Origin of the sequence: Archangium sp., from assembly GCF_045802675.1 — a bacterium.
Classification (GTDB): Bacteria; Myxococcota; Myxococcia; order Myxococcales; family Myxococcaceae; genus Archangium.
Map to the genome: position 1 here is coordinate 17033 of NZ_JBJMQO010000010.1, position 25743 is coordinate 42775.

General features: G+C 70.0%; 19 protein-coding genes, 1 tRNA gene and 1 pseudogene. 10 read left to right on the top strand and 11 right to left on the bottom strand.

The window, feature by feature from the left end; all coding sequences use genetic code 11:
- Positions 1–25: 25 nt before the first annotated feature.
- The 4 genes from ACJ8AN_RS02260 to ACJ8AN_RS02275 form a co-directional block, all read right to left on the bottom strand.
- Positions 26–1624, bottom strand: coding sequence for a hypothetical protein (locus ACJ8AN_RS02260; RefSeq protein WP_407753532.1), 1599 nt, complete (start codon positions 1622–1624; stop codon positions 26–28).
- A gap of 93 nt (positions 1625–1717) precedes the next feature.
- On the bottom strand, positions 1718–3178 hold the full coding sequence (locus ACJ8AN_RS02265) for a M16 family metallopeptidase (protein WP_407753533.1): 1461 nt from the start codon (positions 3176–3178) through the stop codon (positions 1718–1720).
- Positions 3175–4584, bottom strand: coding sequence for a M16 family metallopeptidase (locus ACJ8AN_RS02270; RefSeq protein WP_407753534.1), 1410 nt, complete (start codon positions 4582–4584; stop codon positions 3175–3177). Before ACJ8AN_RS02270 ends, ACJ8AN_RS02265 begins: the two co-directional genes overlap by 4 nt.
- 67 nt (positions 4585–4651) lie before the next feature.
- A complete protein-coding gene (locus tag ACJ8AN_RS02275; RefSeq protein WP_407753535.1) occupies positions 4652–6286 on the bottom strand; it encodes a bifunctional 3-(3-hydroxy-phenyl)propionate/3-hydroxycinnamic acid hydroxylase in 1635 nt (544 codons plus the stop codon).
- 242 nt (positions 6287–6528) lie between these two features.
- On the opposite strand from ACJ8AN_RS02275, the gene ACJ8AN_RS02280 reads away from it, so the two are divergent.
- From ACJ8AN_RS02280 to ACJ8AN_RS02295, 4 genes are all read left to right on the top strand, one after another.
- Positions 6529–10782, top strand: coding sequence for a DEAD/DEAH box helicase family protein (locus ACJ8AN_RS02280; RefSeq protein WP_407753536.1), 4254 nt, complete (start codon positions 6529–6531; stop codon positions 10780–10782).
- Positions 10783–10916: 134 nt separating this feature from the next.
- Positions 10917–11186, top strand: coding sequence for a hypothetical protein (locus ACJ8AN_RS02285; protein WP_407753537.1), 270 nt, complete (start codon positions 10917–10919; stop codon positions 11184–11186).
- A 251-nt stretch (positions 11187–11437) separates the two neighbouring features.
- Positions 11438–11944 carry a hypothetical protein gene (locus ACJ8AN_RS02290; protein WP_407753538.1) on the top strand — a complete coding sequence of 169 codons (507 nt, stop codon included), beginning with the start codon at positions 11438–11440 and terminating at the stop codon, positions 11942–11944.
- A 2-nt stretch (positions 11945–11946) separates the two neighbouring features.
- Positions 11947–12432, top strand: a complete 486-nt coding sequence (locus ACJ8AN_RS02295) for an SMI1/KNR4 family protein (RefSeq protein ID WP_407753539.1) — start codon at positions 11947–11949, stop codon at positions 12430–12432.
- Between the two features lie 74 nt (positions 12433–12506).
- Here ACJ8AN_RS02295 and ACJ8AN_RS02300 read toward each other — a convergent pair.
- Positions 12507–12579: transfer RNA gene (locus ACJ8AN_RS02300), tRNA-Phe, on the bottom strand.
- 197 nt (positions 12580–12776) lie between these two features.
- On the opposite strand from ACJ8AN_RS02300, the gene nhaR reads away from it, so the two are divergent.
- Positions 12777–13673: a transcriptional activator NhaR gene (nhaR, locus tag ACJ8AN_RS02305; RefSeq protein WP_407753540.1), complete on the top strand. Its 897-nt coding sequence runs from the start codon at positions 12777–12779 to the stop codon at positions 13671–13673.
- On the opposite strand, the gene ACJ8AN_RS02310 is transcribed toward nhaR, so the two are convergent.
- Positions 13656–15386 (bottom strand): amidohydrolase, encoded by a 1731-nt coding sequence (locus ACJ8AN_RS02310; protein ID WP_407753541.1) that lies wholly within the window; start codon positions 15384–15386, stop codon positions 13656–13658. The two genes, nhaR and ACJ8AN_RS02310, sit on opposite strands and share 18 nt — an antisense overlap.
- A gap of 125 nt (positions 15387–15511) precedes the next feature.
- On the bottom strand, positions 15512–15715 hold the full coding sequence (locus ACJ8AN_RS02315) for a hypothetical protein (RefSeq protein WP_407753542.1): 204 nt from the start codon (positions 15713–15715) through the stop codon (positions 15512–15514).
- Positions 15716–15937: 222 nt separating this feature from the next.
- On the opposite strand from ACJ8AN_RS02315, the gene ACJ8AN_RS02320 reads away from it, so the two are divergent.
- Positions 15938–17257 (top strand): glycosyltransferase, encoded by a 1320-nt coding sequence (locus ACJ8AN_RS02320; RefSeq protein ID WP_407753543.1) that lies wholly within the window; start codon positions 15938–15940, stop codon positions 17255–17257.
- Between the two features lie 12 nt (positions 17258–17269).
- Here ACJ8AN_RS02320 and ACJ8AN_RS02325 read toward each other — a convergent pair whose 3' ends face one another.
- Positions 17270–19216: an OPT family oligopeptide transporter gene (locus tag ACJ8AN_RS02325; protein ID WP_407753544.1), complete on the bottom strand. Its 1947-nt coding sequence runs from the start codon at positions 19214–19216 to the stop codon at positions 17270–17272.
- Positions 19217–19332: 116 nt separating this feature from the next.
- Here ACJ8AN_RS02325 and ACJ8AN_RS02330 point away from each other — a divergent pair, with 116 nt between their 5' ends.
- The gene (locus tag ACJ8AN_RS02330) at positions 19333–20673 is read left to right on the top strand and encodes an NfeD family protein (RefSeq protein ID WP_407753545.1); all 1341 of its coding nucleotides are present in this window, start codon (positions 19333–19335) and stop codon (positions 20671–20673) included.
- Positions 20670–21431 (top strand): slipin family protein, encoded by a 762-nt coding sequence (locus ACJ8AN_RS02335; RefSeq protein WP_407753546.1) that lies wholly within the window; start codon positions 20670–20672, stop codon positions 21429–21431. The genes ACJ8AN_RS02330 and ACJ8AN_RS02335 overlap by 4 nt, the downstream gene beginning before the upstream one ends.
- Before the next feature lie 11 nt (positions 21432–21442).
- Here the strand turns inward: ACJ8AN_RS02335 and map are convergent, their stop codons facing one another.
- The gene (gene map, locus ACJ8AN_RS02340) at positions 21443–22243 is read right to left on the bottom strand and encodes a type I methionyl aminopeptidase (protein WP_407753547.1); all 801 of its coding nucleotides are present in this window, start codon (positions 22241–22243) and stop codon (positions 21443–21445) included.
- 111 nt (positions 22244–22354) lie between these two features.
- Here map and ACJ8AN_RS02345 point away from each other — a divergent pair, with 111 nt between their 5' ends.
- Positions 22355–22636, top strand: a complete 282-nt coding sequence (locus ACJ8AN_RS02345) for a LysR family transcriptional regulator (protein WP_407753548.1) — start codon at positions 22355–22357, stop codon at positions 22634–22636.
- A gap of 13 nt (positions 22637–22649) precedes the next feature.
- On the opposite strand, the gene ACJ8AN_RS02350 is transcribed toward ACJ8AN_RS02345, so the two are convergent.
- Both ACJ8AN_RS02350 and ACJ8AN_RS02355 read right to left on the bottom strand, forming a co-directional pair.
- Positions 22650–23285, bottom strand: coding sequence for a hypothetical protein (locus ACJ8AN_RS02350; RefSeq protein ID WP_407753549.1), 636 nt, complete (start codon positions 23283–23285; stop codon positions 22650–22652).
- Between the two features lie 60 nt (positions 23286–23345).
- Positions 23346–24575 (bottom strand): cytochrome P450, encoded by a 1230-nt coding sequence (locus ACJ8AN_RS02355; RefSeq protein WP_407753550.1) that lies wholly within the window; start codon positions 24573–24575, stop codon positions 23346–23348.
- Between the two features lie 319 nt (positions 24576–24894).
- Between ACJ8AN_RS02355 and ACJ8AN_RS02360 the strand changes: the two are divergent.
- Positions 24895–25743: pseudogene (locus tag ACJ8AN_RS02360) on the top strand (histidine kinase); the annotation flags it as partial.

Genomic DNA, 25743 nt, shown 5'->3' on the forward strand with positions numbered 1-25743 from the left:
GCCCCCGTGCTCTGGAGCCCTCACCTCACGGCGTGAAGAACACGCTGGTCAGCGCGGACGCGCGGTACTGGGGCAGGACGTCGACGAAGTAGGGCGCGCGCGACACGTCACCCGCCCCACTCATCGCCACCACCTCCACCACGTAGCTCGTCGCCGGCTCGAGGACGCCTGGAGGCAGGCGCACCTCCGTGGCGGACGGGCCCACGTAGAAGGTGGCCATCCGGGTGCGCTTCAGGTTGAGGCTGGTGGGGGTGGTGCGCGAATACTTGTTGAGCCGCACGGAGTAGCCCGCGGTCGGCACGCCGATGGCCGGCGGCTTCCAGGCAATGACGGGGCTCACCGAGCCCACCATCCGCGAGATGTACGCGCTCACGCCGTCCACGGTGAGCTCCCTCGGCGGTGACAGGTGCAGCGAGATGGGGCTGGCGATCATCCGGTCCAACTGGTCCATCTCCGTGAGGTACCCGTAGGCGGACGTGGGGTTGAAGCCCGGCACCACGACGTCCACGCGGAAGCCGTGGGACACCTCGCCCACGACGCCCCAGGTGGACGGGTAGGGATTGCCAAAGGACACGCGGCGCACCAGGTCCCCCGTGTTGGGAGGCACGTCCAGGGTGAGCAACTCTCCCGAGTAGCCAATCCACCCGTTGGCCAGCCCGTGCGCGGCCGGCAGCACATACAGGTCCGAGTAATACCCGGCCGCCTGGGGGTGGACGGACGCGCTCTGGGCCGCGTAGGAGGACATGCGCCACTCGAAGGGAATCGTCGTGCGGGGCGGGTCCACCATCGTGCCCTGCACGGAGATGGGCGAGCCGCCGTCGAACGAGAACGCCGGCAGGTTGAGGCCGCGGGTGACGGCGGTGTACTTCAGCGTGCCTCCATCCGGCAGCGTGCCCGCGTCCTGGGTGGAGAACTGGGTCACCCAGGCCCGGTCTCCCTTGGCCGCCTCGAACCGGGGCATCTCACCCGTGTAGTTGTCGAGCCGCCCGCTGCCGATGAGCGCCGTCGCGCCGGTCGCGGGAAACACGTCCAGGGAGGCGGCGCCCATCAGGTCCACCTCACCCGAGCTCATCTGGAAGCCGGCCCCGGGATCCCACGCGGACAGGTTGGCGAGGTTGAAGTTGAGCGAGGTGCTGGTGACGCCCGTGAGGCGCACCGCGTCCGAGCGGCCGAGCTGATCGTAGCCCACGTCCACGGCGCGAGCGTCCGTGACGACGTAGCCCGTCCCGTTCTTCAGGTAGTACGTGCCCTTGGGGATGTTGGAGAAGACGTAGCTCCCGCTCGCGTCGAGCGTGCCGTTGACGGTGACGAAGGTGCCATCGCCCTGGGGCACGAGAAGCTGTGGCACCGAGGCGAGTTGGCCCGGGAGCGTCGTCAGGCCGCTCGCGGTGAGATAGCGGATGGACGCCGACACCGTCACCACGTCCGTGCCGGCGTCCGCCACGCCTCCATCGCCCGCGAGCGCGCCGCCCGCCAGGGGGCCATCGCCGGGGAAGTGGCCCACGGAGGGGTTGTCACGGACGGAGCGCTCATCGCCGACGGGGGACGACGGGGGCTCGGCCACGCAACCCGCCGACAGCGAGCATAGGGGAAACAGCCACAACAGCCGACGTCGCAGCGACATGGGGCCTCCGGGGGAGCGAATCAACGCGCACCCTACAGGGAGCGTCCGACATGCCCTCGGACGCTCCCGGACGGAGGTGTGTCCCGCGCGGCGCTACTTCTTCTCCGCCCGGGGAGCGAAGTACGGATCAGTGAGCTTCATCTCGGTGACGGTGCCGTACTTGCGAGCCACCTCGCGGATGTCCGAGGCCTTGCCGATGAGCACGACGGTGAGGTCGTCGCGCGAGGGCAGCACGCGCTGGATGGCGGCCTGGACGCGGGCCTTGTCGGCGCTGGCCACCTTGGAGGCGAAGTCGTCCACGTCGCTCGAGTCGAGCCCGTAGAAGGAGAGCTCGGACAACTTGGAAGCGAGCTGCAGGCCCGTCTCGAGGGTGGGAGGGAACTGGCCGAGCACGTACTCCTTGACGGAGGCGAGCGTGGCGTCGTCGAGGCCCTGCTCGCGGTAGCGCGAGAGGACGTCGAGCGTCATGTCGAGCGCCTGGCCCGTGGACTCCGTCTTCGTGTACGAGGAGATGGCGAAGACCCCTGGCTGGGTCTGGGTCATCACCAGCGAGCCGGCACCGTAGGTGAGCCCGGACTTGATGCGCAGCGCCGTATTGATCAACGAGGTGAAGCGGCCGCCGAACACGGTATTGGCCAGGTTCACGTCGACGCGAGCGGGGTCGGTGCGGGAAATACCGGTGTTGCCAGCCCAGAAGTACGTCTGGGTGGCGTCGGGCTTGTCCACGAGCAGGACGCGCCGGCCCTTCGAGGGCTGGGTGGGAGGAGCCACCGGGGCGGGAGTGGACGCGCGAGCCCAACCGCCGAGCGCCGCCTCGAGCTGCTTGCCGAGCTTCTTCGCGTCGAAGTCACCCACCACCGAGAGGATGAGCCGGTCTCCTCCCAGGTGCGCCCTGGCGTACGCGAGCACATCCTCGCGCTTCAGCGTGGCGAGCGAGGACTCGCTGCCGCCCACGGGCCGCGCGTAGGGGTGCGCGCCGAAGTGGAAGGCCTGGAAGTAGGTGCCGATGACGGCGCGCAGGTCGCCGTCCTTCTCGGCGGCGATTTCGGACACCATGCGCTCGCGCGTCTTGTCCAGCTCGGCCTGGTCGAAGCGGGGCCGCATGAGCAGGTCCGAGAGCAGCTCCACCATGAGGGCGGAGTCGCGGGCCATGAACTGGCCGTCGACGTCGAGCACCTCGCGGTCGGGGCTCACCGAGAGCTGGCCGCCCACGCTGTCCACGGCCTCGGCGAACTGCTGGGCATCGCGCTTGCCGGCGCCCTTCTGGAGCAGCTCGGCGGTGAGCGCGGCCACGCCCTCCTTGCCCTCGGGGTCCCCGAGCGCCCCGCCGCGCAGCTTCGCGCTGAAGGACACCAGCGGCACCTCGTGCTTCTCCACCAGGAGCAGCCTCGCGCCGTTCTTCAGCTCCAGCACGGTGGCCTGGGGCAGCTTCACCGCGTCCTGCACCGCGGCCTGTTGTGCCGCCGCCGCGCCCTTGGGCTTCGACTCCTGGGCCCCCACCGTCGAGGCCACCAGCAGCGCCGCGAGCGCCACCTTCCCATTGAGAAGCTTCATTGCGCCGCCTCCTTCTTCGCCTCGTCCGGGCCCGCCTCGGGCACCAGCACGCCCACCGTGCGGTTGTTGCGCGCGAACACCTTCTCGGCCACCTTCCGCACCTGCTCGCCCGTCACGGCCTCATAGAGCTCCGGCGCGCGGAAGAGCTTCTGCCAGTCCCCGTGGAACACCTCGTACGTGCCGAGCGCCTTCGCCCGGCCGCTGTTCGTCTCCAGGTTGCGCCAGAAGTCCGCCACGACGATGTTCTTCGCCTTGCGCAGCTCCGCGTCGGTGATGCCCGCGGATGCCACCTTCGCCAGCTCCGCGTCGAGCAGCGACTCGGCCTTGCCGAGGTCTCCTCCGGGCGGCAGGTCCACCAGCAACCACGTGAGCGATGGGTCGAAGCCCTCGCCCACCAGACCCTGCACGTTGATGGCCACCTGCTCCTCCTCCACCAGCCGCCGGTGCAGCCGCGAGGAGTCGCCGTCGGAGAGGACGCGCATCAGCAAGTCGAGCGCGGGAGCGTCCTCGTCGCGGCCCCGCACGCCGTGGAAGGCCAGCTGCAGCAGCGGGGCCTGGGCCAGCTTGCGCACCACCACGCGGCGCTCGCCCTGCTGCGGCGGCTCCTGGGTGCGCACCGGCTCGGGCGCGGGCTGGGCGGGGATGGGCTCGAGGTACTTCTCCGCGAGGGAGAAGATTTCCTCGGGCGTCACCGCGCCCACGACGATGAGCGTGGCGTTGTTGGGCGCGTAGTAGGTGCGGAAGTAGCGCTCCAGGTCCTCCTGCTTCCAGCTCTCGATGTCCGAGGGCCAGCCGATGACGGGAATCTCGTAGGGGTGCGCCACGAAGGCGGTGGCCTGCACCTGCTCCATGAGCATGCCGGCGTTGTTGTTGTCCACGCCCGAGCGCCGCTCCGAGTAGACGACGCCGCGCTCGCTCTCCACCATCTTGGGGTCGATGGCGAGGGACTGCAGCCGGTCCGCCTCCAGGTCGAAGATGGTCTCCAGCGCCGAGCGCGGGAACCAGTCCTGGTACACGGTGACGTCCTCGGAGGTGTAGGCGTTGTTGCGGCCGCCGTGCGCCTCCATGACGCGGTCGAACTCACCGGGGCCGTACTTCTTCGCGCCGTTGAACATCATGTGCTCGAAGAAGTGGGACAGGCCGGTGATGCCGGGGCGCTCGTTGCGGCTGCCCACGCGGAACCAGTCGTAGAGCGACACGCTGGGGTTGTCCGGGTCCGCCCAGACGATGACCTTCAACCCGTTCTTCAGCGTCTTCGTCCGCACCTGCGCACCGGGCTTCGCCGCCGGAGAAGCACTGGCCGGCGCACGGGCCGGTGTCCCCGTCTTCGCGGCCCGGCCCTCGGCGCACGCGGCCGTCGAGGCCAGCAGCACCATCCCCGTGACGAACAACTTCTGTCTGAGCATCCGCTCTCCCTTGTGACGCGAGTCTGCTCCCGAAGGCGCCCCAACCGGCCGAGCCGCCAGAAATTCCTCAGGCGGACACGGACTCGAGCGGCGCCGGCCCCACCCCACTCAGGGGCCCGTGAATCCAGCCGCGCAGCGCCGTGGAGAGCGCGGCGAGGTGCGAGCCCCGCACGGCGCCGTAGAGGTACCTGTCCGGGCGCAGGACGGCGATCTCCACCCGGTGCTCGCGGAACCACGCGTCGAGCTTGCCCTCGGTGTCCACCACCTCACCGGGCTGGGCCTGGCCGGAGCGCGGCGGGATGATGCGCAGGCACTGGGCCCCCAGGCTCTCGGCGAGCTGCTGGGCACCGCGGCGCGCCGTCTCCCGGGTGTCGGGGTGCACCAGCACGGCGAAGCCGGGGCCGAGCAGCTCGTCGAGCCGCACCACCTCGCCACCCGGAGCGCCCACGCGGGGCTGGGGGAAGTAGGTGCCCTCGGGGGCCAGGCGGTGCGCGCGCGAGCCGCCGAGCATGAAGCCGCGGGAGATGAGGGGCCGGGGCTTGAACTCGAAGTCGCGGATGAAGCGCTGCGCGCGGGGGATGTGCCCGAGCGCCCGGAAGACGCTGTCGCGCAGCACGGCCATGGGGCGGCTGCCGGTGAGGACGACGCGGCCCATCTGGACGCTGGTGTCGAGCATGGCCTCCACGTGGGGGCGGCGCTCCTGCTCGTAGGTATTGAGCAGCGGCTCATCCGCGTGGCCGCGGAGCACGGCCGCGAGCTTCCAGGAGAGGTTGTGGGCGTCGCGCAGGCCGGAGCACAGCCCCTGGCCGAGCACGGGCGGCATGAGGTGGGCGGCGTCACCGAGCAGGAACAGCCGCCCGTCGCGCCAGCGCGAGGCCATGCGGCGGTTGAAGACGTAGGCGGCGGCGCGCAGGACGGTGGCGCGATCCGGGTCCACGAAGGGAGCGATGAACTGGCGGATGCGCTCGGGCTTGAGCAGCTCGTCGGGATTCTCGTCCCGGCGGATGGTGCAGTCCACGCGCAGCTCGTTGCCGGAGCAGCGGGCGACGAAGACGTGGCGGTGGGGGTCGCACACCATGCGGCAGATGGGCGGCGGCGGCTCGGGCAGCAGCAGCGCGATGGTGAGCATCTTCTCGTCGTAGGTGGCGCCCACCATCTCGATGCCGGCCAGGCGGCGCAGGGTGCTGCGGCCGCCGTCACAGGCCAGGAGGTAGCGGGCACGCACGGTGCGCTCGGAGCCGTCGCGGGCGTCGCGCACGGTGGCGGAGATGCCGTGGGCGTCCTGGGTATAGGCCTCGACGGACTGGCCGAAGCGCAGCTCGACGTGGGGGAAGCGCGAGAGACCCTGGCGCAGGACGTCCTCGACGTAGGGTTGGCTGAAGAAGCGCAGGGCGGGGAAGCCGTAGCCGAAGTCGAGCCCCTGGATGACGACGCGGGCGAAGAGCTCCCCGTTGGCCCCGGTCATCTGGACCTCGGGGACGGTGTACATGAGCGCGTCCATGGGCTCGGAGAGACCGGCGGCCTGGTAGATGCGAAGGGCCTCGTCGTCACAGGTGATGGCACGCGGCAGGCCATGGGGGGAGAGCATGCGCTCGACGAGGAGCGTACGGACCCCGTACAGCCCGAGGAAATTGGCCGTCAGCGCCCCCACCGGACCGCAGCCCGTGATGAGCACGTCCGTCTCTTCCACCCGTGGCGTCATGAAACTCCCTGCCTCGATGCCCCTGCCGTGGGGTCCTGGCGGGAGGAATGTAGCGGATGGAGGGCGTCCCAACACGTGAGTTGTCACGGGACTACCCGCCTGGCGTCCGGGCGAGGGCACTGGCACACACTGGGGGTGTGCTCGCCTCGACCGGGGGACAAGGGAGAGGCCCTCGGACGGGGCGCCCCGGGGACCTGGCGCGGTGGTGACCGGACAGGAGCCGCGTGGGGTACGGTGCGCGCGTGAATTCACCCTTCCTGAAGGTGCCCGAAGCCGAGTGGGTGGCCTCCAACGCGCTGGCCTTCGCCATCCGGGACCGCTACCCGGTGAGCCCGGGACACACGCTGGTGATTCCGCGCCGGCCCGTGCCCACCTGGTTCGAGGCCACGGCGGAGGAGCAGCGGGCCCTCTTCGAGCTGGTCGAGGTGGTGCGGCGGGGGCTGGAGGCGGGCGACCCGCGGCCGGACGGGTACAACGTGGGCATCAACGTGGGCGAGGCGGCGGGACAGACGGTGTTCCACCTGCACGTGCATGTGATTCCGCGCTACCGGGGCGACATGGCGGATCCGCGAGGCGGCGTGCGCCACGTGATTCCCGGCAAGGGCAACTACCTCGTGACGAGGGAGAAGCCCCTGGCCACGGGAGGCCTGGAGGATCCCTTCCTGCGGCACCTGGAGCCCCTGTTCGCCCGGGCCCTGGATGTGGCGGTGCTGGCGGCGTTCGTCCAGGACAGCGGGCTCGAGGTGCTACGCGAGGCGGTGGAGGCGGCGCTGGCGCGGGGCGCGCGGGTGCGCATCCTCACCGGGGACTACCTGGCCATCACCCAGGCGAAAGCCCTGCGGCGGCTGCTCGACTGGATGGACGAGAGCGCGGCACGGCACGCGGAGGACGAGGAGCCGCCCGAGTCACCCCGAGGCACTTTCGAGGCGCGGGTGGTGGAAACGGAGAAGCTGGGGCGCTCGTTCCATCCGAAGTCCTGGCGCTTCGAGGGCCCGGCCCTGGCGACGGCCTTCGTGGGCTCGAGCAATGTCTCGCACGCGGCGCTGCGCACGGGGGTGGAGTGGAACCTGCGCGTCGAGCGGGACCGGGACGCACGGGCCTACCATGAGGTCGCGGAAGCCTTCGAGGAGTGGTGGCGGAGAGCCCTGCGCTTCGATGCGGCCTGGGTCGAGCGCTACGAAGCGCGGGCGCGGCAGGTGGCGCGTCCCCTGCCCTCTGGAGAGGCCGAGGCGGAGCCGGTGGAGCCACCCCGTAAGCCGCACGGCGTCCAGCTCGAGGCGCTCGCGGCCCTGGCCCGGAGCCGGAACGAAGGGCGCCAGCGGGCCCTGGTGGTGCTCGCCACGGGACTGGGAAAGACGCTGCTGGCCGCGTTGGACGTGGAGGCATTCGAGAAGCCGCTGGGCCGGCGGGCGCGGGTGCTGTTCCTCGCGCACCGGGCGGAGCTGTTGACGCAGGCGGCGGAGACCTTCCGGCGGCAGCTCCCGGAGTCACGCTTCGGCTGGTTCATCGCGGAACAGTCGAGCCTCGCGGGAGACGTGGTCTTCGCGTCGGTGCAGAAGCTGTCTCGGCCCGAGGGGCTCACGCAGCTGCGGGAGGCAGCCCCCTTCGACTACGTGGTGGTGGACGAGGTGCACCACGCGGCGGCGGCGAGCTACCGGGCCATTCTGGGGAACCTGGCACCGGGATTCCTGCTCGGGTTGACGGCGACGCCAGAGCGCGCGGACGAGGGCGACGTGCTGGGCCTGTTCGACGACCACCTCGCCTACCGGGCGGACGTGGGCGAGGGCATCGCGCGAGGACTGCTGGTGCCGTTCGCGTACCACGGGCTGAAGGACGACGTGGCGTACGAGAACATCCCGTGGCGCAACCGGCGCTTCGAGCCACGGAAGCTCGCGGAGGCGGTGCAGACGGAAGCGCGCATGCGGAGGATGTGGGCGGCGTGGGAGGAACATCGCGCGACCCGCACGCTGGTCTTCTGCTGCTCGGTGGCCCACGCGACGTACGTGAAGGAGTGGCTGAAGGCGCAAGGGGTGCGAGTGGTCGCGGTGCACTCGGCGCCGGGCTCGGATGACCGGGCGGAGGCACTGCGCCAGTTGGCCCGTGGCGAGTTGGACGCGGTCTGCACGGTGGACCTCTTCAACGAGGGCGTGGACCTGCCGAGCGTGGACCGGGTGGTGATGCTGCGGCCCACGGAGTCGCCCGTGGTGTTCCTGCAGCAGCTCGGGCGAGGGCTGAGAAAGGCCGAGGGCAAGGTGTCGGTCACGGTCATCGACTTCGTGGGTAACCACCGGGTGTTCCTCGACCGGGTGCGCGCGCTGTTGGCGCTGGCGGACCGGAACGAGCGCCTGTCACTGCGCGACTTCCTCGTGGATGGCCAGGAGCCCGAGTTGCCTCCGGGCTGCTCGGTGCAGGTGGAGCTGGAAGCAAAGGACCTGCTGAGGCGGCTGCTGCCCCAGGAGGGAAGCCGCAGTGAAGTGGTGCGGGTGTACCGCGAGCTGCGAGAAGCCTGGGGCCGAAGGCCCACGGCGGGCGAGCTGTACCGGATGGGCTATCGCCCCGCAACGCTGCGTGAGGCACACGGCGGCTGGCTGGGGTTCGTCCGGAGTGAGGGAGATCTGACCGCGGAGGAGTCTCGCGCACTGGGGGATGGAGCGGATTGGTTCGAGGAGCTCGAGACCACGCCGATGAGCAAGAGCTTCAAGATGGTGCTCCTGGAGGCCTTGCTCGACGCGGGAGCCCTGGGAGAAGGAATGCCACTCCCGGAGCTGGCCGAGCGCAGTCGCGCGATCCTCCGCCGTTCTCCCGAGCTGTGGAAGGATGTGGAAGGGGTCAAGGCCTTGAACGCCTCGAGCGAGCCGGAGCCCAAACGCTTCCTCGCGTATTGGAAGGAGAATCCCATCCAGGCGTGGATCGGAGGCCGCTGGTTCCGCGTGGTAGGGAATGACTTCGTTCCGCGCCTTCCCATGACCGGGGACACCCGAGAGGCATTCCTCGGTCTGACGCGGGAATTGGTGGATTACCGGCTCGCGCAGTATCGCGCCCGGCAGAACACGGAGACGCCGGGCTCGGCATTCGAGACCAAGGTCCTCTGGAACAAGCGCGACCCCATCCTCAAATTGCCAGACCGGCGCAAGCGATTGGACCTGCCCCAGGGTGAGATCGAGGCCCGGATTCCAGATGGCAGTCATTGGGGCTTCCGGTTGATGAAGGAGTTCTGCAACGTGGCACGGCCGGTCGGCACGGACCGCAACGGTCTGCCAGACCTCCTGCGAGGCTGGTTCGGTCCTGGAGCCGGGCAACCGGGTACTGCCTTCCGGGTTCGCTTCACCCCCGGGCCAGACGGGTGGTGGGTGGCCCCCGTTGAAGCGGAGGTGCTCCCGTTGCACCGCCGGGGAACGCTCGTGGCATTCCCGAGCCTGCGCGCGGCGGCGGGCGCGGCGACCCACTCCGTCGCGTTGGCGAGCGCACCGGAAGCCGAGCAGGTGAGTCTGCCGGTCCAGGCGAGGGACGAGGGGCTGTTCGCGGTCCGTGCCTCCGGCGACTCCATGGAGGGAGGCAAGAGCCCGATTCGGGACGGGGATTGGCTCGTGATGCGTTACGCCCGAGCGGCCGGCATCGGCGCCGTCGAAGACAAGGTGGCGCTCGTGCAGGTACCGGGCCCGGCGGGCTACGGGTACCAGGTGAAGCGGGTCGTTCAGGAGAAGGGCCGGTGGATGCTGCGCTCCGACAATCCGGCGCGGCCTTCCTTCGAGGCGACGGAAGACGTGGTCCCCATCGCCCTGCTCGTGGAAGTGATTCCACCCGGGCGCCTCGGCCCGGCCACGGGCGAGCGGCTGACGGATGAGGAAGCGGCCAAGGCATTCGGGCTCGACGTGCCGCCCAGAACGGGGCGCATCCAGGGCCATCTCTTCCTATGTGTGGATGACAAGGGATTGCTCACCGAACCCGATCGCCTGAACCTGCGCATCGAGGATCGCCGGCCTGCGGAAACGGCTTTCGTGCTGACGCGAACCTCGCCGGAGGAGTCCTGGAGATACGCGAGCGTGGCCCGCTGGCTGGAGGACGAGGATCGCTGGGCACTCGCGGAGCCGGTGGATTACACCACCTGGAGAGCGCTCGGACATGGGCGCCAGAGCTCCCGACGGCTTCCTCCTGGCGCGACCGAACGGGCCGCGGCCTGGGTCCAGAACCTGCTGAGCAGACATCCCGCTGGGGACCTCATCGAGCAGGAGGGCAGACGCTGTCGCATCGTGGGCAGCGCGCCCGGAGGAGGCGTGCGCATCGATGGCGGAGAAGGAGGCTTCGCGGAGCGGACCGTCTCCCTGACCGACCTCGCCTGGGCGCTGCTCGCTCACGAGGACGCGCGCTCCACCGGGGGCATCCCTGACGAAGCGCGCGTCAACCAACTGCGTTATCTGGAAGGCACGCCCAAGGAGTCGACCCGGTGGATCGACACGGGTTGGGCCCTGTACCTCCTGCGCGTACAGGAGAGCTGAAAACACCAAGGGCCGACACGCCAGGTTCAGTCCATGGATCGGCCCTTCTGAGCCCACTACGGACAAAAGAAAAAGGGCGACAGAGCCCCTTGCAGCCAGGCACCGCCCCCGGTGTTTCCAGGAGCAAACAGTCCATGTCCTCCCAAGAAACAGCACAGAAGCATACCCGATCGAAACAGGCGGCCCACCTCGAGGACGCGTTGAACGAGCTTCTCGCCGCGATACGCAAGGTCGATGGCATCCTGCAGGATGCTGTCGAGCCCGGAGAACTGCGAGAAGGATGTCCCGCCTACTTCCGATTCGAGCGGCTCATCGAGGATCTGGCGCTCTGGAGGGACATGGTCGAGGAGAAGTCCGTCCAGCTCGCCGCCGAGGTCCGGCTGGAATCGAAGCGCTCCAGGTGAATTGGCCGTGCAGCACCGGAAGTTGTCAGCCCCTTCAGGTATCCCCTCTGCCCACCTACCCATCAGGGTTGGCCATCACCACGAGGATTCCCATGAAGTTGGCCCGAACAGCGGTAGTGCTGATGCTCCTCGCCGGGTGCGGCTCCATCAATGGCGCGAGCGACTCCCTCGGGACCAAACTCACGCCATCACCTGGAGCCACGCCCGCGACGAAAAAGGAGTTGCCCTGGGTGAACGTGCCAGGTGGGCGCATGAAGACGACCCTCTTCTACGGCCCCTGGCAGTGCCGCCAGCAGTTCATGAACCAGTGCCAGACGAAGTGCACCAGTGAGGGCTACGCACTCATGGGTTGCATCTGGCTGGCCGACTTCAAATACGATTGGGAGGGAAACCTCGTCCTCTTGCCCGTGGACGTCGCGGCCGGTAGCCGCTACGGCATCTATCACTGCTGCTGCAATTACCCTGAGCTGACGAAGGAGGACAACGAGACTCAGCGCGATCAATGGAACGATTTCAGAGACTCGTTCCGGGATGATTGGTCCAAAAAGTTCGGGAAGTGGCCCTTTGAAGGCGGAGAGAATTGGCCAGGGCACCACGTCTGGGACTTGAAGCACGGCGGTGCCCCGACGGAACCCAACAACATCATTCCCGCGCAGCCAGGTGCACATAAGGCCTTCAACAAGGCATACCCCGCTTGCTACGGCGGCCAGTCCCCCTGGAATACAGTGGGGCCAGACCTCCCCTACACGGACAATTGACGATGACCCCACTCATGAGCCGCCTGCTCGAAGAGGTTTCACGCGCTCATTTTCCGTATCTCCCTGCCACGCCCGGGGAGATCGAAGAGTTCGAGCGGCGGGTGGGCTGGAGGCTGGACCCGGACCTCCGCACCTTCTACCTGCACTGCAACGGGGCGGAGTTGTTCAAGCAGCGACCGGGCTGCCCCTACCGCATTCTTCCCCTGGCCGAGATCATCCGAGCGAGGGTGGCCATCTTCGACGAGGACGATGACTCGTGGGGTCCCGCCTCTGTGTTCGCACTCTGCTACGTGCAGGATGGCGATTACGTGGTGGTGGATGTGGGCCGCCAGGAAAACGGCCGCTATCCCCTCATCGATGGCTGGCATGAAGCATGGCCAGATCCGAAGCAGTGCGGCCAGATCGCCCACTCCTTCTCGGAGTTCTTGGAGGCGGCGCTGCGAAGCAAGGGGCGCCAGTTCTGGCTGAAGCGTGATGCCGCGCGATGAATGGCTGGGCGGATACCTGCCCCAAAAAGAAAAAGGGCGTCAGACCGAAGCCTGACGCCCTTCTTGTGTTTCTGTGCCCAGGGGCGGAATCGAACCACCGACACGGGGATTTTCAGTCCCCTGCTCTACCGACTGAGCTACCTGGGCGTGCTGCGCAACCGCTCGCTTCAGGGGCGATTTACGGGGACTCGGCCCTCTCGTCAAGCGGCTTCTTCAACCCCCATCCACTTCCCCCTCTTCCCCCTTCCCCGCTCGCACGCCCGGCCTCCCTCCCTCCACCCTCCCACGCACCGTCCGTGCGTTTCCGTTAAATCCTGGAGGCCGTCCCCCTGGAGGCTCCTCGCGTGAGCTGGCTCAACTACCACCACCTCCTCTACTTCTGGACCGTCGCCCGCGCCGGCTCCATCGCCAAGGCCAGCGAGGAACTCCACCTCGCCCAGCCCACCATCAGCGCCCAGCTCAAGCTCCTCGAGGAATCGCTCGGCCACAAGCTCCTCGAGCGCCAGGGCCGCCGCCTCGTCCTCACCGACGTCGGCCGCACCGTCCTGCGCTACGCCGATGACATCTTCCGCCTCGGCAACGAGCTCAAGAACGCCCTCAACGGCCTGCCCTCCGGCCAACAACTCCGCTTCGCCGTCGGCATCACCGATGTCATCCCCAAGCTCGTCGCCGAGCGGCTCCTCCAGCCCGCCTTCGACGTCTCCCCCCACATCCGCATCACCTGCCGCGAGGGCCCCCTCCCCCAGCTCCTCGCCTCCCTCGCCCTCCACGAGCTCGACGTCGTCCTCGCCGACGCCCCCTCCTCCGAGCCCGTCAGCGTCCGCTCCTTCAACCACCTGCTCGGCAAGTGCGGCGTGTCCTTCTTCGCCGCGCCCCGGCTCGCCCACCTCGCCAAGGGGTTCCCCCGCTCGCTCGATGGGGCGCCCACCCTCCTGCCCTCGGAGACGTCCTCCGTGCGCCGCTCGCTCGAGATGTGGTTCGACGCCCAGCACGTCCATCCCCTCATCGTCGGGGAGTTCGACGACTACGCCCTGCTGACGGCCTTCGGCCAGCGCGGCCACGGCCTCTTCGCCGCCCCCTCCGTCATCGAGGACGAGGTCTGCCGTCAATCCAACGTCTCCGTCATCGGCCGCACCGAGGACATCGAGACGTGCTTCTACGCCATCTCCGTCGAGCGGCGCCTGCGCCACCCCGCGGGCGTCGCCATCGCGGAGACGGCCCGCTCACGGTTGTTCGGGTAGGGCCCGGTACACCTCGCGGCCGTCCACCACCGTGGCCACCACCTTCGCGTCCACCAGGGCCCGAGGCTCGTCCGCCACCGGGTCCACCGACAGCACCGTGAAGTCCGCGTCCATCCCCTCGCGCAGCCGGCCCCGCCGCTCCTCCGCGAACGAGGCCCACGCCGGCCCCACCGTGAAGCCCTCCAGCGCCTCCTCGCCCGTCAGCCGCTCCTGGGGCTGCCAGCCGCCCTCGGGTTTCCCCGCCGCGTCCTGACGCGTCCTCGCCGCGTACAGCCCCGCCAGCACGTCCGGGTTCTCGATGGGGAAGTCGCTCCCCAGCGCCAGCACCGCCCCCGCCTCCTTCAGGCTCTTCCACGCGTACGCGCCCTTCAGCCGCTCCGCCCCCAGCCTCGCCTCCGCCCACCCCATGTCGCTCGTCGCGTGCGTGGGCTGCACGCTCGCCACCAGCCCCGCCTCGCCCAGCTTGCGGATGTCCTCGGGCCGCAGAATCTGGGCGTGCTCCACCCGGTGCCGCAGCGGCCGCGTGCCCGTCGCCGCCGAGGCTCGAATCAGCGTGTCCACCACCAGCGTGTTCGCCCGGTCGCCAATCGCGTGGATGCACACCTGGAAGCCCCGCTCCATGAAGGCCCACGTGCGCGAGGCCAGCTCCTCCGGCGTCATCAGCAGCAGCCCCGTCTCGCCGGGCGCGTCGCTGTAGGGCGTGTGCAGTGCCGCGCCTCGCGAGCCCAGCGCCCCGTCCAGCAGGAACTTCACCGCCTTCATCTCCAGCATCCGCCCGCCGTACGTCCCCAGCTCCAGGTACGTCTTCCGGTCCTCGCCCTGCCCGTCCGCCATCGCGTACACGCGCACCGGCAGCCGCCCCGCCATGTCCCACGCCTGCAGCTTGCGGAACGTGCGCAGGTCCATCCCCGCGTCGTGCACCCCCGTCAGCCCCACCTGCGCGCAGCGCTCCAGCGCCGCCGCCAGCCGCGCCTCCAGTTGCTCGTCCGTCGGCGGCGACACCACGCGCGACACCAGGTCCATCGCGTTGTCCACCAGCACGCCCGTCGGCTCGCCCCTGCCGTCCCGCAGAATCCGCCCGCCCGCGGGGTCCGGCGTCTCGCGGGTGATGCCCGCCCGCTTCAGCGCCTCGCCATTCACCCACGCCGCGTGGTGGTCCACCCGCGTCAGGTACACCGGCGTTTTCCGGAAGCGCGCGTCCAGCTCGGCCCGCCCGGGGAACTCCTGGCCCGGCCACCCGTTCTGGTCCCACCCCTTCCCCATCAGCCAGTCACCCTGGAAGCTCGTGGCCGGGGCGTCCGCCAGGCGCCGCACCACTTCGTCAATCGACCGCGCGCCCTCGAGCCTCGCCACCGTCAGGCTCCAGCCCAGGCCCGCGATGTGCGCGTGCGCGTCCACCAGCCCCGGCACCATCACCGCGTCGCCGAAGTCGACGACTCGAGCCCCCTCGCCCGCCGCCTTCAGCACCTCCGCCTTCGTCCCCACCGCCACCACCTGCCCCCGCCGCACCGCCAGCGCCCGCGCCTCCGGCCGCTTCGCGTCCAGCGTCCGGATCCGCCGTGCCACGTAGACCGTCGTCTCCACTCGTGCTCCCTCGGGCGCCCGCCGGGCGCACCCCACCCCCAGCGCCAGCAGCAGTGCCCCGCACAGGGCAAGCAGCGCCGCACCCAGGGCACTCGTTCCGTGATGGTGTTGGGATGAACGTCCCCGCATCGCCGCGCGCCACTGTGCGCCAGCCGCTCGCGGCTGTCACCGTCACAGTGGGGCTCCACGGGAGAGCGGCCCCTCAACCCCCTTCCCAGTTCCTTTGTGTGGGAGAGGCCGCGGCGAGGGAGGTTTCAGGGTTGGCTGGGGGGTATCCCCGCGTCCGGCTCGGTGATGGGGGTCGCGGGCCCCGGCGGCTCCGCCGGCACCAACTGCGCCGGCTCCCGCTGCGCTGGATCCTGAATGGGCTCCCTGTTCTCCGTCCCGGCGGGCTGGGTCGTCCGGCAGGCCAGCAGGGAAACCACCACTCCCACGGCGATGAGCAGCGCTCGGCGCATGTGTCCTCCTCTTCCTGAAAGCACGCCGAGCCACCGTAGGGAGCCCTTGCCTCCTCCGCAACGCGCTCCCGCACCGCTCCGTCCGCCACCGGATGCACGCGCCCCACGGAGCGCTCTCCCCATCGCCTCCCACCCCTCCCGCCGGGCGCCCCCTCCCGCCGCGCGTCCCCGCCATCGTCACCTTGTCCTCGAAAGGCGCATCCCTTCCGGGCAGGAGGCCCCATGCTCGACGTCATCGACATCGGTGACCGGTCCCTCGAGTCCTACCGGGGCATTGCTCCCGACGAGCAGCTCGACGAGCTCGTCCGCGTCGCCCGGCGCCTGCGCGGCGCGCGCATCCTCCACCTCAACGCCACCTCCTACGGCGGCGGTGTCTCGGAGATCCTCCGCGCCTGCGTGCCCCTGCTCAAGGACCTCGGCCTGCGGGTCGAGTGGAAGATCATCCGCGGCGACGACGCCTTCTTTCAAATCACCAAGCGCCTCCACAACGGGCTGCAGGGTGCCCCGGGCGAGCTCTCCGAGACCGAGAAGGCCCTCTACCTCGGCAATGCCCAGCTCAACGCCCCGCACCTCTCCGAGGACTACGACTTCGTCATCGTGCACGACCCGCAGCCCGCCGCCATCCCCGGGCTCGTCCACCGGAGCGGCTCGCGTTGGATCTGGCGCTGCCACATCGACACGTCCCATCCCAACCCGGCCATCTGGGACTTCCTCACGCCCTACCTGCGCATCTACGACGCCGCCATCTTCACCATGCAGAACTTCATCCCCCCCCGCTTCCCCATCCGCCGCGTCGGCATCCACCCGCCCGCCATTGATCCGCTCAGCCCCAAGAACCTCGCCCTTCCCCGGGAGCTCGCCCGCCGCATCCTCGAGTGGATCGGCGTCCGCCTCTCCTACCCCCTCGTCACCCAGGTCAGCCGCTTCGACAAGTGGAAGGATCCCCTGGGCGTCGTCGCCGCCTACCGGCTCGTGCGCCAGCACATCCCCCACCTCCAGCTGGCCCTCGTCAGCTCCATGGCGCTCGACGACCCCGAGGCCTGGGACATCTACGAGAAGGTCCGCGCCGAGACGGCCGACGACCGCCTCATCCACGTCTTCACCAACCTCGTCGGCGTGGGCAACATCGAGGTCAACGCCTTCCAATCCCTCTCCGACGTCGTCATCCAGAAGTCGCTGCGCGAGGGCTTCGGGCTCGTGGTGTCCGAGGCGCTCTGGAAGGGGACGCCCGTGGTGGCCGGGCGCGTGGGAGGCATTCCCATGCAGATGCCCCCCGGCACGGGCGGGCTCCTCGTGGACAGCGTCGAGGAGTGCGCGGAGGCGCTGCTCCACCTGCTGAGCCACCCCGAGGAAGCCCACGCGTTCGGCGAGAGCGGCCGGGAGCGCGTCCGCCAGCACTTCCTCATGCCCCGGCTGCTGCTCGATGAGCTGCGCCTGCTCGAGGCGCTCAGCGAGAACGAGCCCGTCGCGGCGCCCACGGAGTCCCCCGCGCACGGCACGGGCCCGGAGGAGGCCCTGCTGGCGGGGAACGTGGGGCACTGAGGCCGCGAGGGCTCAGCGCTTGGAGCGGCCCGCGCGCACCAGGAAGGCGCACAGGCCCACCACCAGCACCAGCGCGGCGAGGCTCCCCGCGCCGCCCTCCAGCACCGCTGCCTTGGGCCGCGCGTAGCCGAAGCCGCCCACCAGCACCGCCACCGCCAGGCCCGCGAGGCCCTCGCCCGCGACGAGCCCCGAGGCCGCCAGCACGCCCCGGCCGCCCTCCGCGTCCTCGTCCGCCTTCTTGTTCCAGCCGTCCGCGAGGCGCCGCGCCACGCCGCCCACGAAGATGGGCGCCATCGACGCCAGCGGCAGGTACACGCCGATCGCGAAGCCCAGCCCGTTCACCCCCATCAGCATCGCGCCCACCGACAGCCCCGCGCCCGAGAGCACCAGGTCCCTCGGTAGCGAGCCGGACATGATGCCCTCGATGAACGTCTTCATCAGGGTGGCCTGGGGCGCCGGCAGCTCCTGCGTGCCGAACCCATACGCCTTGCCGAGGAACAGCAGCGTCGCCGCCACCGCCCAGCACGCCGTGGCCGCGCCGATGAACTGCCCCACCTGCTGCACCGCGGGCGTGGCGCCCACCAGCTGTCCCGTCTTCAAGTCCTGCGAGATGTCTCCCGCCTTCGACGCGGCGACGGCCACCACCGTGCCCACCATCAGCACCGCGGCCTTCATCCCCGGCCCCGTCCACCCCAGCAGGGTGAACACCCCGCCGATGCACAGCAGCGTCACCAGGGTAATCCCCGACGTGGGCTGCGACGACACACCCACCAGGCCCACGATGCGCGAGGCCACCGCCACGAAGGCCACGCCCAGCACGCCCACGCCCAGCGCGCACACCACCCGCTGCACCAGGCTCAGGTCGTTGCCCAGCAGCCCCGGCACCAGCACCAGCGCGGCCACCACCAGCGCCAGCACCGACACCACCACCTTGCCCGAGATGTCCCGCTCCGTCCGGCCCCGCGCCTCCTCACCCGCCGCGCCGCTCGAGCCCTTCAGCCCGCTCGCCACCGCCAGGAAGGCCCCCGCCATGGACGGCAGCGCCTTCACCACCGTGGCGATGCCCGCCGCCGCCACCGCGCCCGCGCCGATATAGCGCACGTACCTGCTCCAGATGGCGCCCGCGCTCATCTCCGACACCAGCTTCGCCGTCTCCGGCGCCAGCGGCGCCTGCAGCCCCGCGCCCACGTGCGAGAGGAGCGGAATGAGCACCAGCGACGAAATCACGCTGCCCGACACCACGATGGCCGCCTGCCGGAAGCCCAGGATGTAACCCACGGCCAGCAGCGCGGGAGCAATCTCCATCGCCAGCTCGGCGTTGTGCAGCCCCGGCAGCTCCACGTGCAGCTCGCCCGGCATCAGGCGCAGCAACTCCAGCACCAGCTTCACGCCCGCGCCCAGCAGCAGCCCCCGGAAGATCCACGCCCCCGAGGACGAGCTCGCGTTCTCACCCGTGGTGGCGTTGAGCACCTCGGCGCACGCGCGCCCCTCGGGGTACGGCAGCTCCTTCGCCGCGCGCACCAGCAGCAACTGCCGCAGCGGAATCATCGCCGAGATGCCCAGCAGGCCACCGAGCAGGGCCAGCCCGACGATCTGCCAGTACGACGGGACAATCCCCCACAGGAAGAGCGCGGGCAGCGTGAAGATGGAGCCCGTGGCCAGCGCCGTCGACGCGGAGCCAATCGTCTGCGCGAGGTTGGCCTCGAGGATGGAGGCGCGGCCGCCCATCGCGCGGAAGAGCGCCACCGTCATGACGGCCACGGGGATGGAGGTGGCCACCGTCATGCCCACCCGCAGGCCGAGGTAGGCATTGGCCGCGCCGAACATCGCCCCAAAGACAACGCCCGCCACCACCGCGCGCCGCGTGAGCTCCACGGGGGGAACGAGGGCCGCGACCGCGGGGGCCGTCACCTGGGCGGGAGACGAGGGCTCGAGAGAAGGAGCCGGAGAGCTGCTCATGAATGAACCGTCCGCTGAGGGGGAGTGCCCTGTGTAGCACAGCTGCCCTCCTGGGCTGGACGCCCCGGGGCGGCCCCATGGCCAGTGCTTGCCCCGATGCTTGGGACGGAGGCGTGATGGAGCGGTTCGGGCGTTCGATCTGGGGGGTGCTCCTGCTCGGGCTGCTCCTGCTCGGGCAGGCGACCGGGCATGCGCAGCCTCCCGCGGCGCCCGTCGTCTCCCGCTGCGTGCTCGACGGCATGGTCGATTCCGGCTCCAGCGCCTACCTCGTCGACTGCGTGCGCCGGGCCCAGGAGGCCGGCCATCAGGCCCTGCTCGTGCGGCTGGACACGCCGGGCGGTGAGCTCGAGTCCACGCGCGCCATCGTCCGGGCCTTCCTCGGTGCGCACCTCCCCGTGCTCGTCTGGGTGGGGCCCTCGGGCGCGCGAGCGGGCAGCGCTGGCGTCTTCATCACCCTCGCCTCCCATCTGGCCGCCATGGCCCCTGGCACCAACATCGGCGCCGCCCATCCCGTCTCCGGTCTCACCGGCCAGGATCCCGAGGAGAGCGGCGGCAAGGAGATGGCCCGCAAAATCGAGAACGACGCCGTCGCCTTCATCGAGGCCATCGCCCGGCAGCGGGGCCGCAACGCCGAGTGGGCCATCAACGCCGTGCGCCAGAGCGAGAGCGTCCCTGCCGAGAAGGCCCTCGCCCTGCACGTCATCGAGCACGTCGCCCCCACCCAGGAGGCCTTCCTCGAGTGGGCCAATGGCCGCACCGTCACCGTCGCCGACACGCCCGTCACCCTGCGCACCGCCAACGCCCAGGTGGTGGAGCTCGCGCCCTCCGTCTCCCAGCGCGCCCTCCACATGCTCGCCCAGCCGGCCGTCGTCTATCTCCTCTTCCTGCTCGCGGGCCTGTGCCTCGCCGTGGAGCTCACCCACCCGGGTCTCTTCGCCCCCGGCATCCTCGGCGGGGTGTGCCTGGTGCTCGCCCTGCTCGCCTCCTCGGCGCTGCCCGTGCACGCGGGCGCCATCGTCCTGCTGCTGCTCGGGGTAGCGCTGCTCGTGGCCGAGCTCTTCGTCACCAGTGGCCTGCTCGGCGCCGCGGGCACGGTGCTGCTCGTGCTCGGCGGCGTGTTCCTCGTGGACCGCTTCGACCCCGGCTGGTTCCTCGACCACCCCTTGCGCATCTCCCTGGGCACGGTGCTGCCCACCGCCCTCTTCGTCGCCGGGGCCGCTGTCTTCCTCGCCTTCCGCGCCGCCGAGGCCCGCCGCAGGCCCCAGCTCGCCGGAGACGTGGGGCTCGTGGGGGAGGTGGGCCAGGTGCTCGGGGCCGTCTCGCCCTCGGGCGGCGAGGTCTTCGTCCACGGCGAGCGCTGGGCCGCCGTCTCCTCCACGCCCATTCCCCTCGGCGCCCGCGTGGTGGTGCGCCGCGTGGAGGGGCTCACGCTCTTCGTCGACGAGGTGAAGCCATGAATGACGTCTTCCTCGGAGCCCTCGGGTGGCTCATCCCCCTGGGCCTGCTCGTGCTCGTCTTCATCTCCGGCGTGCGCATCGTCAACGAGTACCAGAGCGGCGTCGTCTTCCGGCTCGGCCGCTTCGTGGGCCTCAAGCGCGCCGGCTTCCGGTGGCTCATCCCCTTCGTCGAGCGCATGGTCATCATCGACATGCGCACCGTCGCGCGCGACGTGCCCCCGCAGGACGTCATCACCCGGGACAACGTCAGCGTGAAGGTGAGCGCCGTCGTCTACTTCCGTGTCATCCAGGCCGACAAGGCGGTGCTCCAGGTGGAGGACTACCTCTACGCCACCAGCCAGCTCGCGCAGACGACGCTGCGCGCCATCCTCGGCCAGGTGGAGTTGGACCAGTTGCTCGCCGAGAGGGACCGCGTCAACCGCGACATCCAGAAGGTGCTGGACGCGCACACGGACCCGTGGGGCATCAAGGTCTCCAACGTGGAGGTGAAGAACGTCGACCTGCCGGTGGAGATGCAGCGAGCCATCGCCCGCCAGGCCGAGGCCGAGCGCGAGCGCCGCGCCAAAATCATCGCCGCCGAGGGCGAGCACCAGGCGGCCGAGCAGCTCTCCCTGGCCGCCGACGTGCTCAACCGCAACCCCATCACCCTCCAGCTGCGCTACCTGCAGACGCTGGTGGAGATAACGGGGGGAGGCAACCAGACCATCGTCCCCATCCCCCTCGACTTGATGCGAGCGCTCGGCGTGCAGCCGAAGTGAGAGCCTCCCGCTCAAGGCGAGGCGAGGGCCACGGCGTGCATGCCGCCCCGGACGGCGGGCACCCACGGGGTGAGCACCTCGCAGCCCTCGCGCGTCACCAGGAGGGTGTGCTCGAACTGTGCGGAGAGGCTTCCGTCCTCCGTCACCACCGTCCACCCATCCGGCAACACGCGCACCTCCGGGCGCCCGAGGTTCACCATGGGCTCGATGGTGAGCACCATCCCCGAGCGCAGGGTAATGCCCGTCCCCTTGCGGCCCACGTGCGGCACATGGGGTGGCTGGTGCATGGAGCGGCCGATGCCGTGCCCCCCGAACTCGTGCACCACACTGCACCCCTCGGACCGCGCCAGCTCGTCGATGGCCGCGCCAATGTCTCCCAGCTTCGCGCCGTGGCGCACCACCGCCACGCCCGCGTCCCGGCACCGCCGCGCCACCTCCACCACGTGCCGCGCCTCCTCGGACACCTCGCCAATGAAGAACGTGGCCGAGGTGTCCCCGTGAAAGCCATTGAGACACGTGGTGACGTCCACGTTGAGGATGTCCCCCGGCACGAGCCGCTCGTCCGCTCGCGGGATGCCGTGGCACACCACGTGGTTGCGGCTGGTGCACACCGTCGCCGGGAAGCCGTGATAGCCCAGCTGGCTCGGCGTCCCCCCGCGCCTCGCCGTGTCCTCGCGCACCCACGCGTCGATGTCCGCCGTCGTCACCCCGGGCGCCAGCCGCTCCGCCACGTACGCCAACGTCCCCACCGCCGCCTGCCCCGCGAGGCGCAGCCGTTCGACCTCGGTCCCCTTCACCAGTGGAATTCCCATGCCCGGCAAGGTGGCACCCGGGTCCTCGGAGCGTCCAATGCTGTTTCGGCATGACACCCGGCGGTGCACCCCCGTGTACCCGGCTCGGGGACTTGAGTTAACCTTCACCCCGTGAGCCTCACGCACATCCAGTCATTCGTCGCGGTGGCCGAGGAAGGGCACGTGGGACGCGCCGCTCGCCGGCTCCACCTCACGCAGCCCCCCCTCAGCCGCCACATCCTCGCGCTCGAGGACGAGCTGGGCGCGCCCCTCTTCGAGCGCACGGCCCGGGGGATGCGCCTGCTCCCCGCGGGCGCGGCCTTCCTGGAGCACGCGCGCCGCATCCTCGCCGAGGTGGACGCGGCGGTGCACACCGTGCGCGACGCCGCCGGAAGCCGTCCTCCGCGTCCCTGACGCCGCTCCCGGACTACTTGAGCTCCTGCGCGACGGACTTGAGGTTGCGAATCTTGTCGAGCTGGTCGTGCCAGTAGGAGCTGCCCGCCGCCGCCGCCAGACCGCCCACGAGCACGTTGATCCACCCCGACTGCAGGCCGTTCAAGGAGCTCAGCCAATCCTTCGCATCGGGCGACGAGGCGAGAATCTGGAAGACATAGAAGTGGACCTTCCAGGCGAGGAGGCAGCCCACGACGGCCGCGAGCGCGCGCAGGATGAAGATGCGCTGGCGCTCACTCTGCTCCAACCGGGCCTTGATGGAGGTCGCCACCCCATTGAGCTCGCCCGCGAGGGTGTTCATCCCCGCCGCGTCGACCGCGGTGAGCTTCTGCTTGAGCGAGTCCAACGTGGACAGCTCACCCGGGACCTTGTCCTTGATCTGCTCGGCGGCGGAGCGGACGGCCTGGAGCCGGGTGTTGAGCTCGGTGTTGTTCGGGGCGAACTCGGCGGCGAGCTTGAGCGAGTCATCGAGCGACATCTTCCCCTTGGCCCAGGTAATCCCGAAGCGCTCCAGGCTACCGCGGAACAACTCCAGGATGACCTCGACCGCGGCGGCCAGGACGAGGAACATGAAGAACAGCGTTCCGAGGACCCCGAGTAGCGAATTCATCTGTCTTCCCCTTCTGTGGTGACAGGGGGAGTGGCCCCAAGCCGGATGTGACGCCGGCCGTCACGCCAGCTGGACGGGCAGGGACGCGAAGCCCCGGAGCGAGAGGTTCTCCACCCGGTGCGGCGTCCCCCCCGAGCGCTTCAGGCCCGGGAACCGGCGCAGCAGCGTGCCGAGCGCGAGCTGTGCCTCCAGCCGCCCCAGCGGCGCGCCCAGGCAGAAGTGCGCCCCCATGCCGAACGTCAGGTGGCGGTTGTCCTGGCGCCGCACGTCCAGCCGGTCCGGCTCGGGGAACTGCGCGGGGTCCCGGTTGGCCGAGCCAATCATGAGCACCACCGTCTGCCCCTTGGGAATGCGCTGCCCCCCCAGCTCCAGGTCCTCGGACGTCAGGCGCATCTGCCGCTGGACGGGGCTGTCGAAGCGCAGCACCTCCTCGATCGCGGAGACCCCCGCGCCGGGTTCGCGCCGGAGCACCTCCAGCTGGTCCGGGTGCTCCAGCAGCGCGTTCACCGCGTTGCCAATCAGGTTCGTGGTCGTCTCGTGTCCACCGAAGAGCACCAGGGTGCAGGTGGAGAGCAGCTCCTGCTCGGAGAGGAGGGAGCCCTGCTCCTCGGCGGCGCTCAGCCGGCTGATGAGGTCCTCGCCCGGACGCTTGCGGCGCTCGGCGATGACCTGGCGCAGGTAGTCCTCCATGGACACGATGCCGCGCACGGCCTCGGCGAACAGCTCCGGCGTCACGCGGGTGGCGCCCAGGAAGCCCACCAGCATGTCCGACCACGCCTTGAGCAGATGCCGGTCCTCGCGCGGCAGGCCCAGCAGCTCGCCAATGACGATGACGGGCAGCGGGCTGGCCAGGTCCGCGATGACGTCCATCCGCCCGGCGGGCGCCACCGCGTCCAGCAGCTCGTCCACGAGCGCCTGGATGCGCGGGCGCAGGTTCTCCGTCACCTTCGGGGTGAAGGCCTTGTTGAGCAGCCCGCGCAGGCGCGTGTGCTCCGGCCGGTCCGTGAAGAGGGCCCACGAGGCGAGGTTGCGCAGCACGGGCGTGAGCTGCTCGAGCACCGCGGGCGGGAGCAGCTTCCCATAGCCGCTGGTGAGCCGAGAGGAGAGGCGCGGGTCGCGGAACGCCGCGAGCACGTCCTCGTAGCGGGTCAGCAACCAGGCCCGCAGGGCCTCGCTGAAGTACACCGGCGCCTCGGCGCGCAGCCGCGCGTAGACGGGATACGGATTCTGGAGGGACTCGGGCTTCAGCAGCCCGAAGGGATCGACGTCTGGAGGAAGGGGGGTGCTCATCCGACAAACGTTGGCACATCCTGTTTGGGACGCGCTATACAAAGCATTGACAAATATCGGGAGCCCAACGCCTCTCACACGACAAAGGCTTGACAGTCACGGCCGCCCCCACCCAAGGGAGGCGCCCGAGCCCCTCCTCGCAGGACGCTCCAGGAGACATGTGGGCAGGCAATTCCTCGCATGCGCCCGTGTGGAATTCCCATGACTGGCTTCGTGTCCCCTCGCACACCGAAAAATCCCTCACCTGGCGTGCTCGGCGCATGTGGGCAGCAGTTGCCCCGCATGCCCGCGAGCCGCGAAGCCAGGCCCGCGACCGACCATGATACAGCCCTCCGCCAGCTCCCGTGTCTCCCTGGCCCGATCAACGCTCCTCAAGATGGGCGTGCGCATCGCGGTCATCATCGCCCTGACCACCTTCTTCAGCTACCTCCACATGTTCCACACCCTGCGCACCGAGGCCCTCGCGCAGCTGCGGCAGCATGTCTCCGAGCGCGGCCAGCGCGAGCAGTCCATCTTCGTGCTCGCGGAGGACAATCACGCGGCCCTCAAACAGGCCTTCGGGGAGCGGCTCCGGACCCTCTCGAAGGAGGACGTGGACTCCCGCTTCGACAGCCTGTTCGTGCGGCTCCCGGATGGCACGGTGCGCAACCGCCCCGAGCGCTATGACGGCAAGCGGATGGTGGGCGTCTTCGTTCCCGCGCACGTGGTGCTCGACGCCGGATTCCGCACCCGGCTCCTGGCGGCGTACGACGTGCTCGGCCAGTACGGCCCCGCCTTCCACATCCGCTTCAAGACCACGTACATGAGCCTGCCGGAGGGCGCCATCGCGGGCTACTGGCCGGATTACCCCACCTGGAACCTGGACCTCGCGCCCGACTTCAAATTGGCCGGCCTCGAGTACTTCGACCTCGGCCTGCCCCAGAACAACCCGAGCCGGCAGACCGCCTGGACCGGCATCTTCGAGGACGAGATGTCCAATCAATGGATGGCCTCGGTCTCCACGCCGGTGGACGTGAACGGCCGCCATGTCGCGACCGTCAGCCACGATGTCCTCCTCGAGGAGCTGATGACCCGCACCATCAACGACCACCTGCCCGGGGCCCACAACATGCTCTTCCGCGAGGATGGCCAGCTCATCGCCCATCCCTCGCTGAAGCTCGATGGCGTC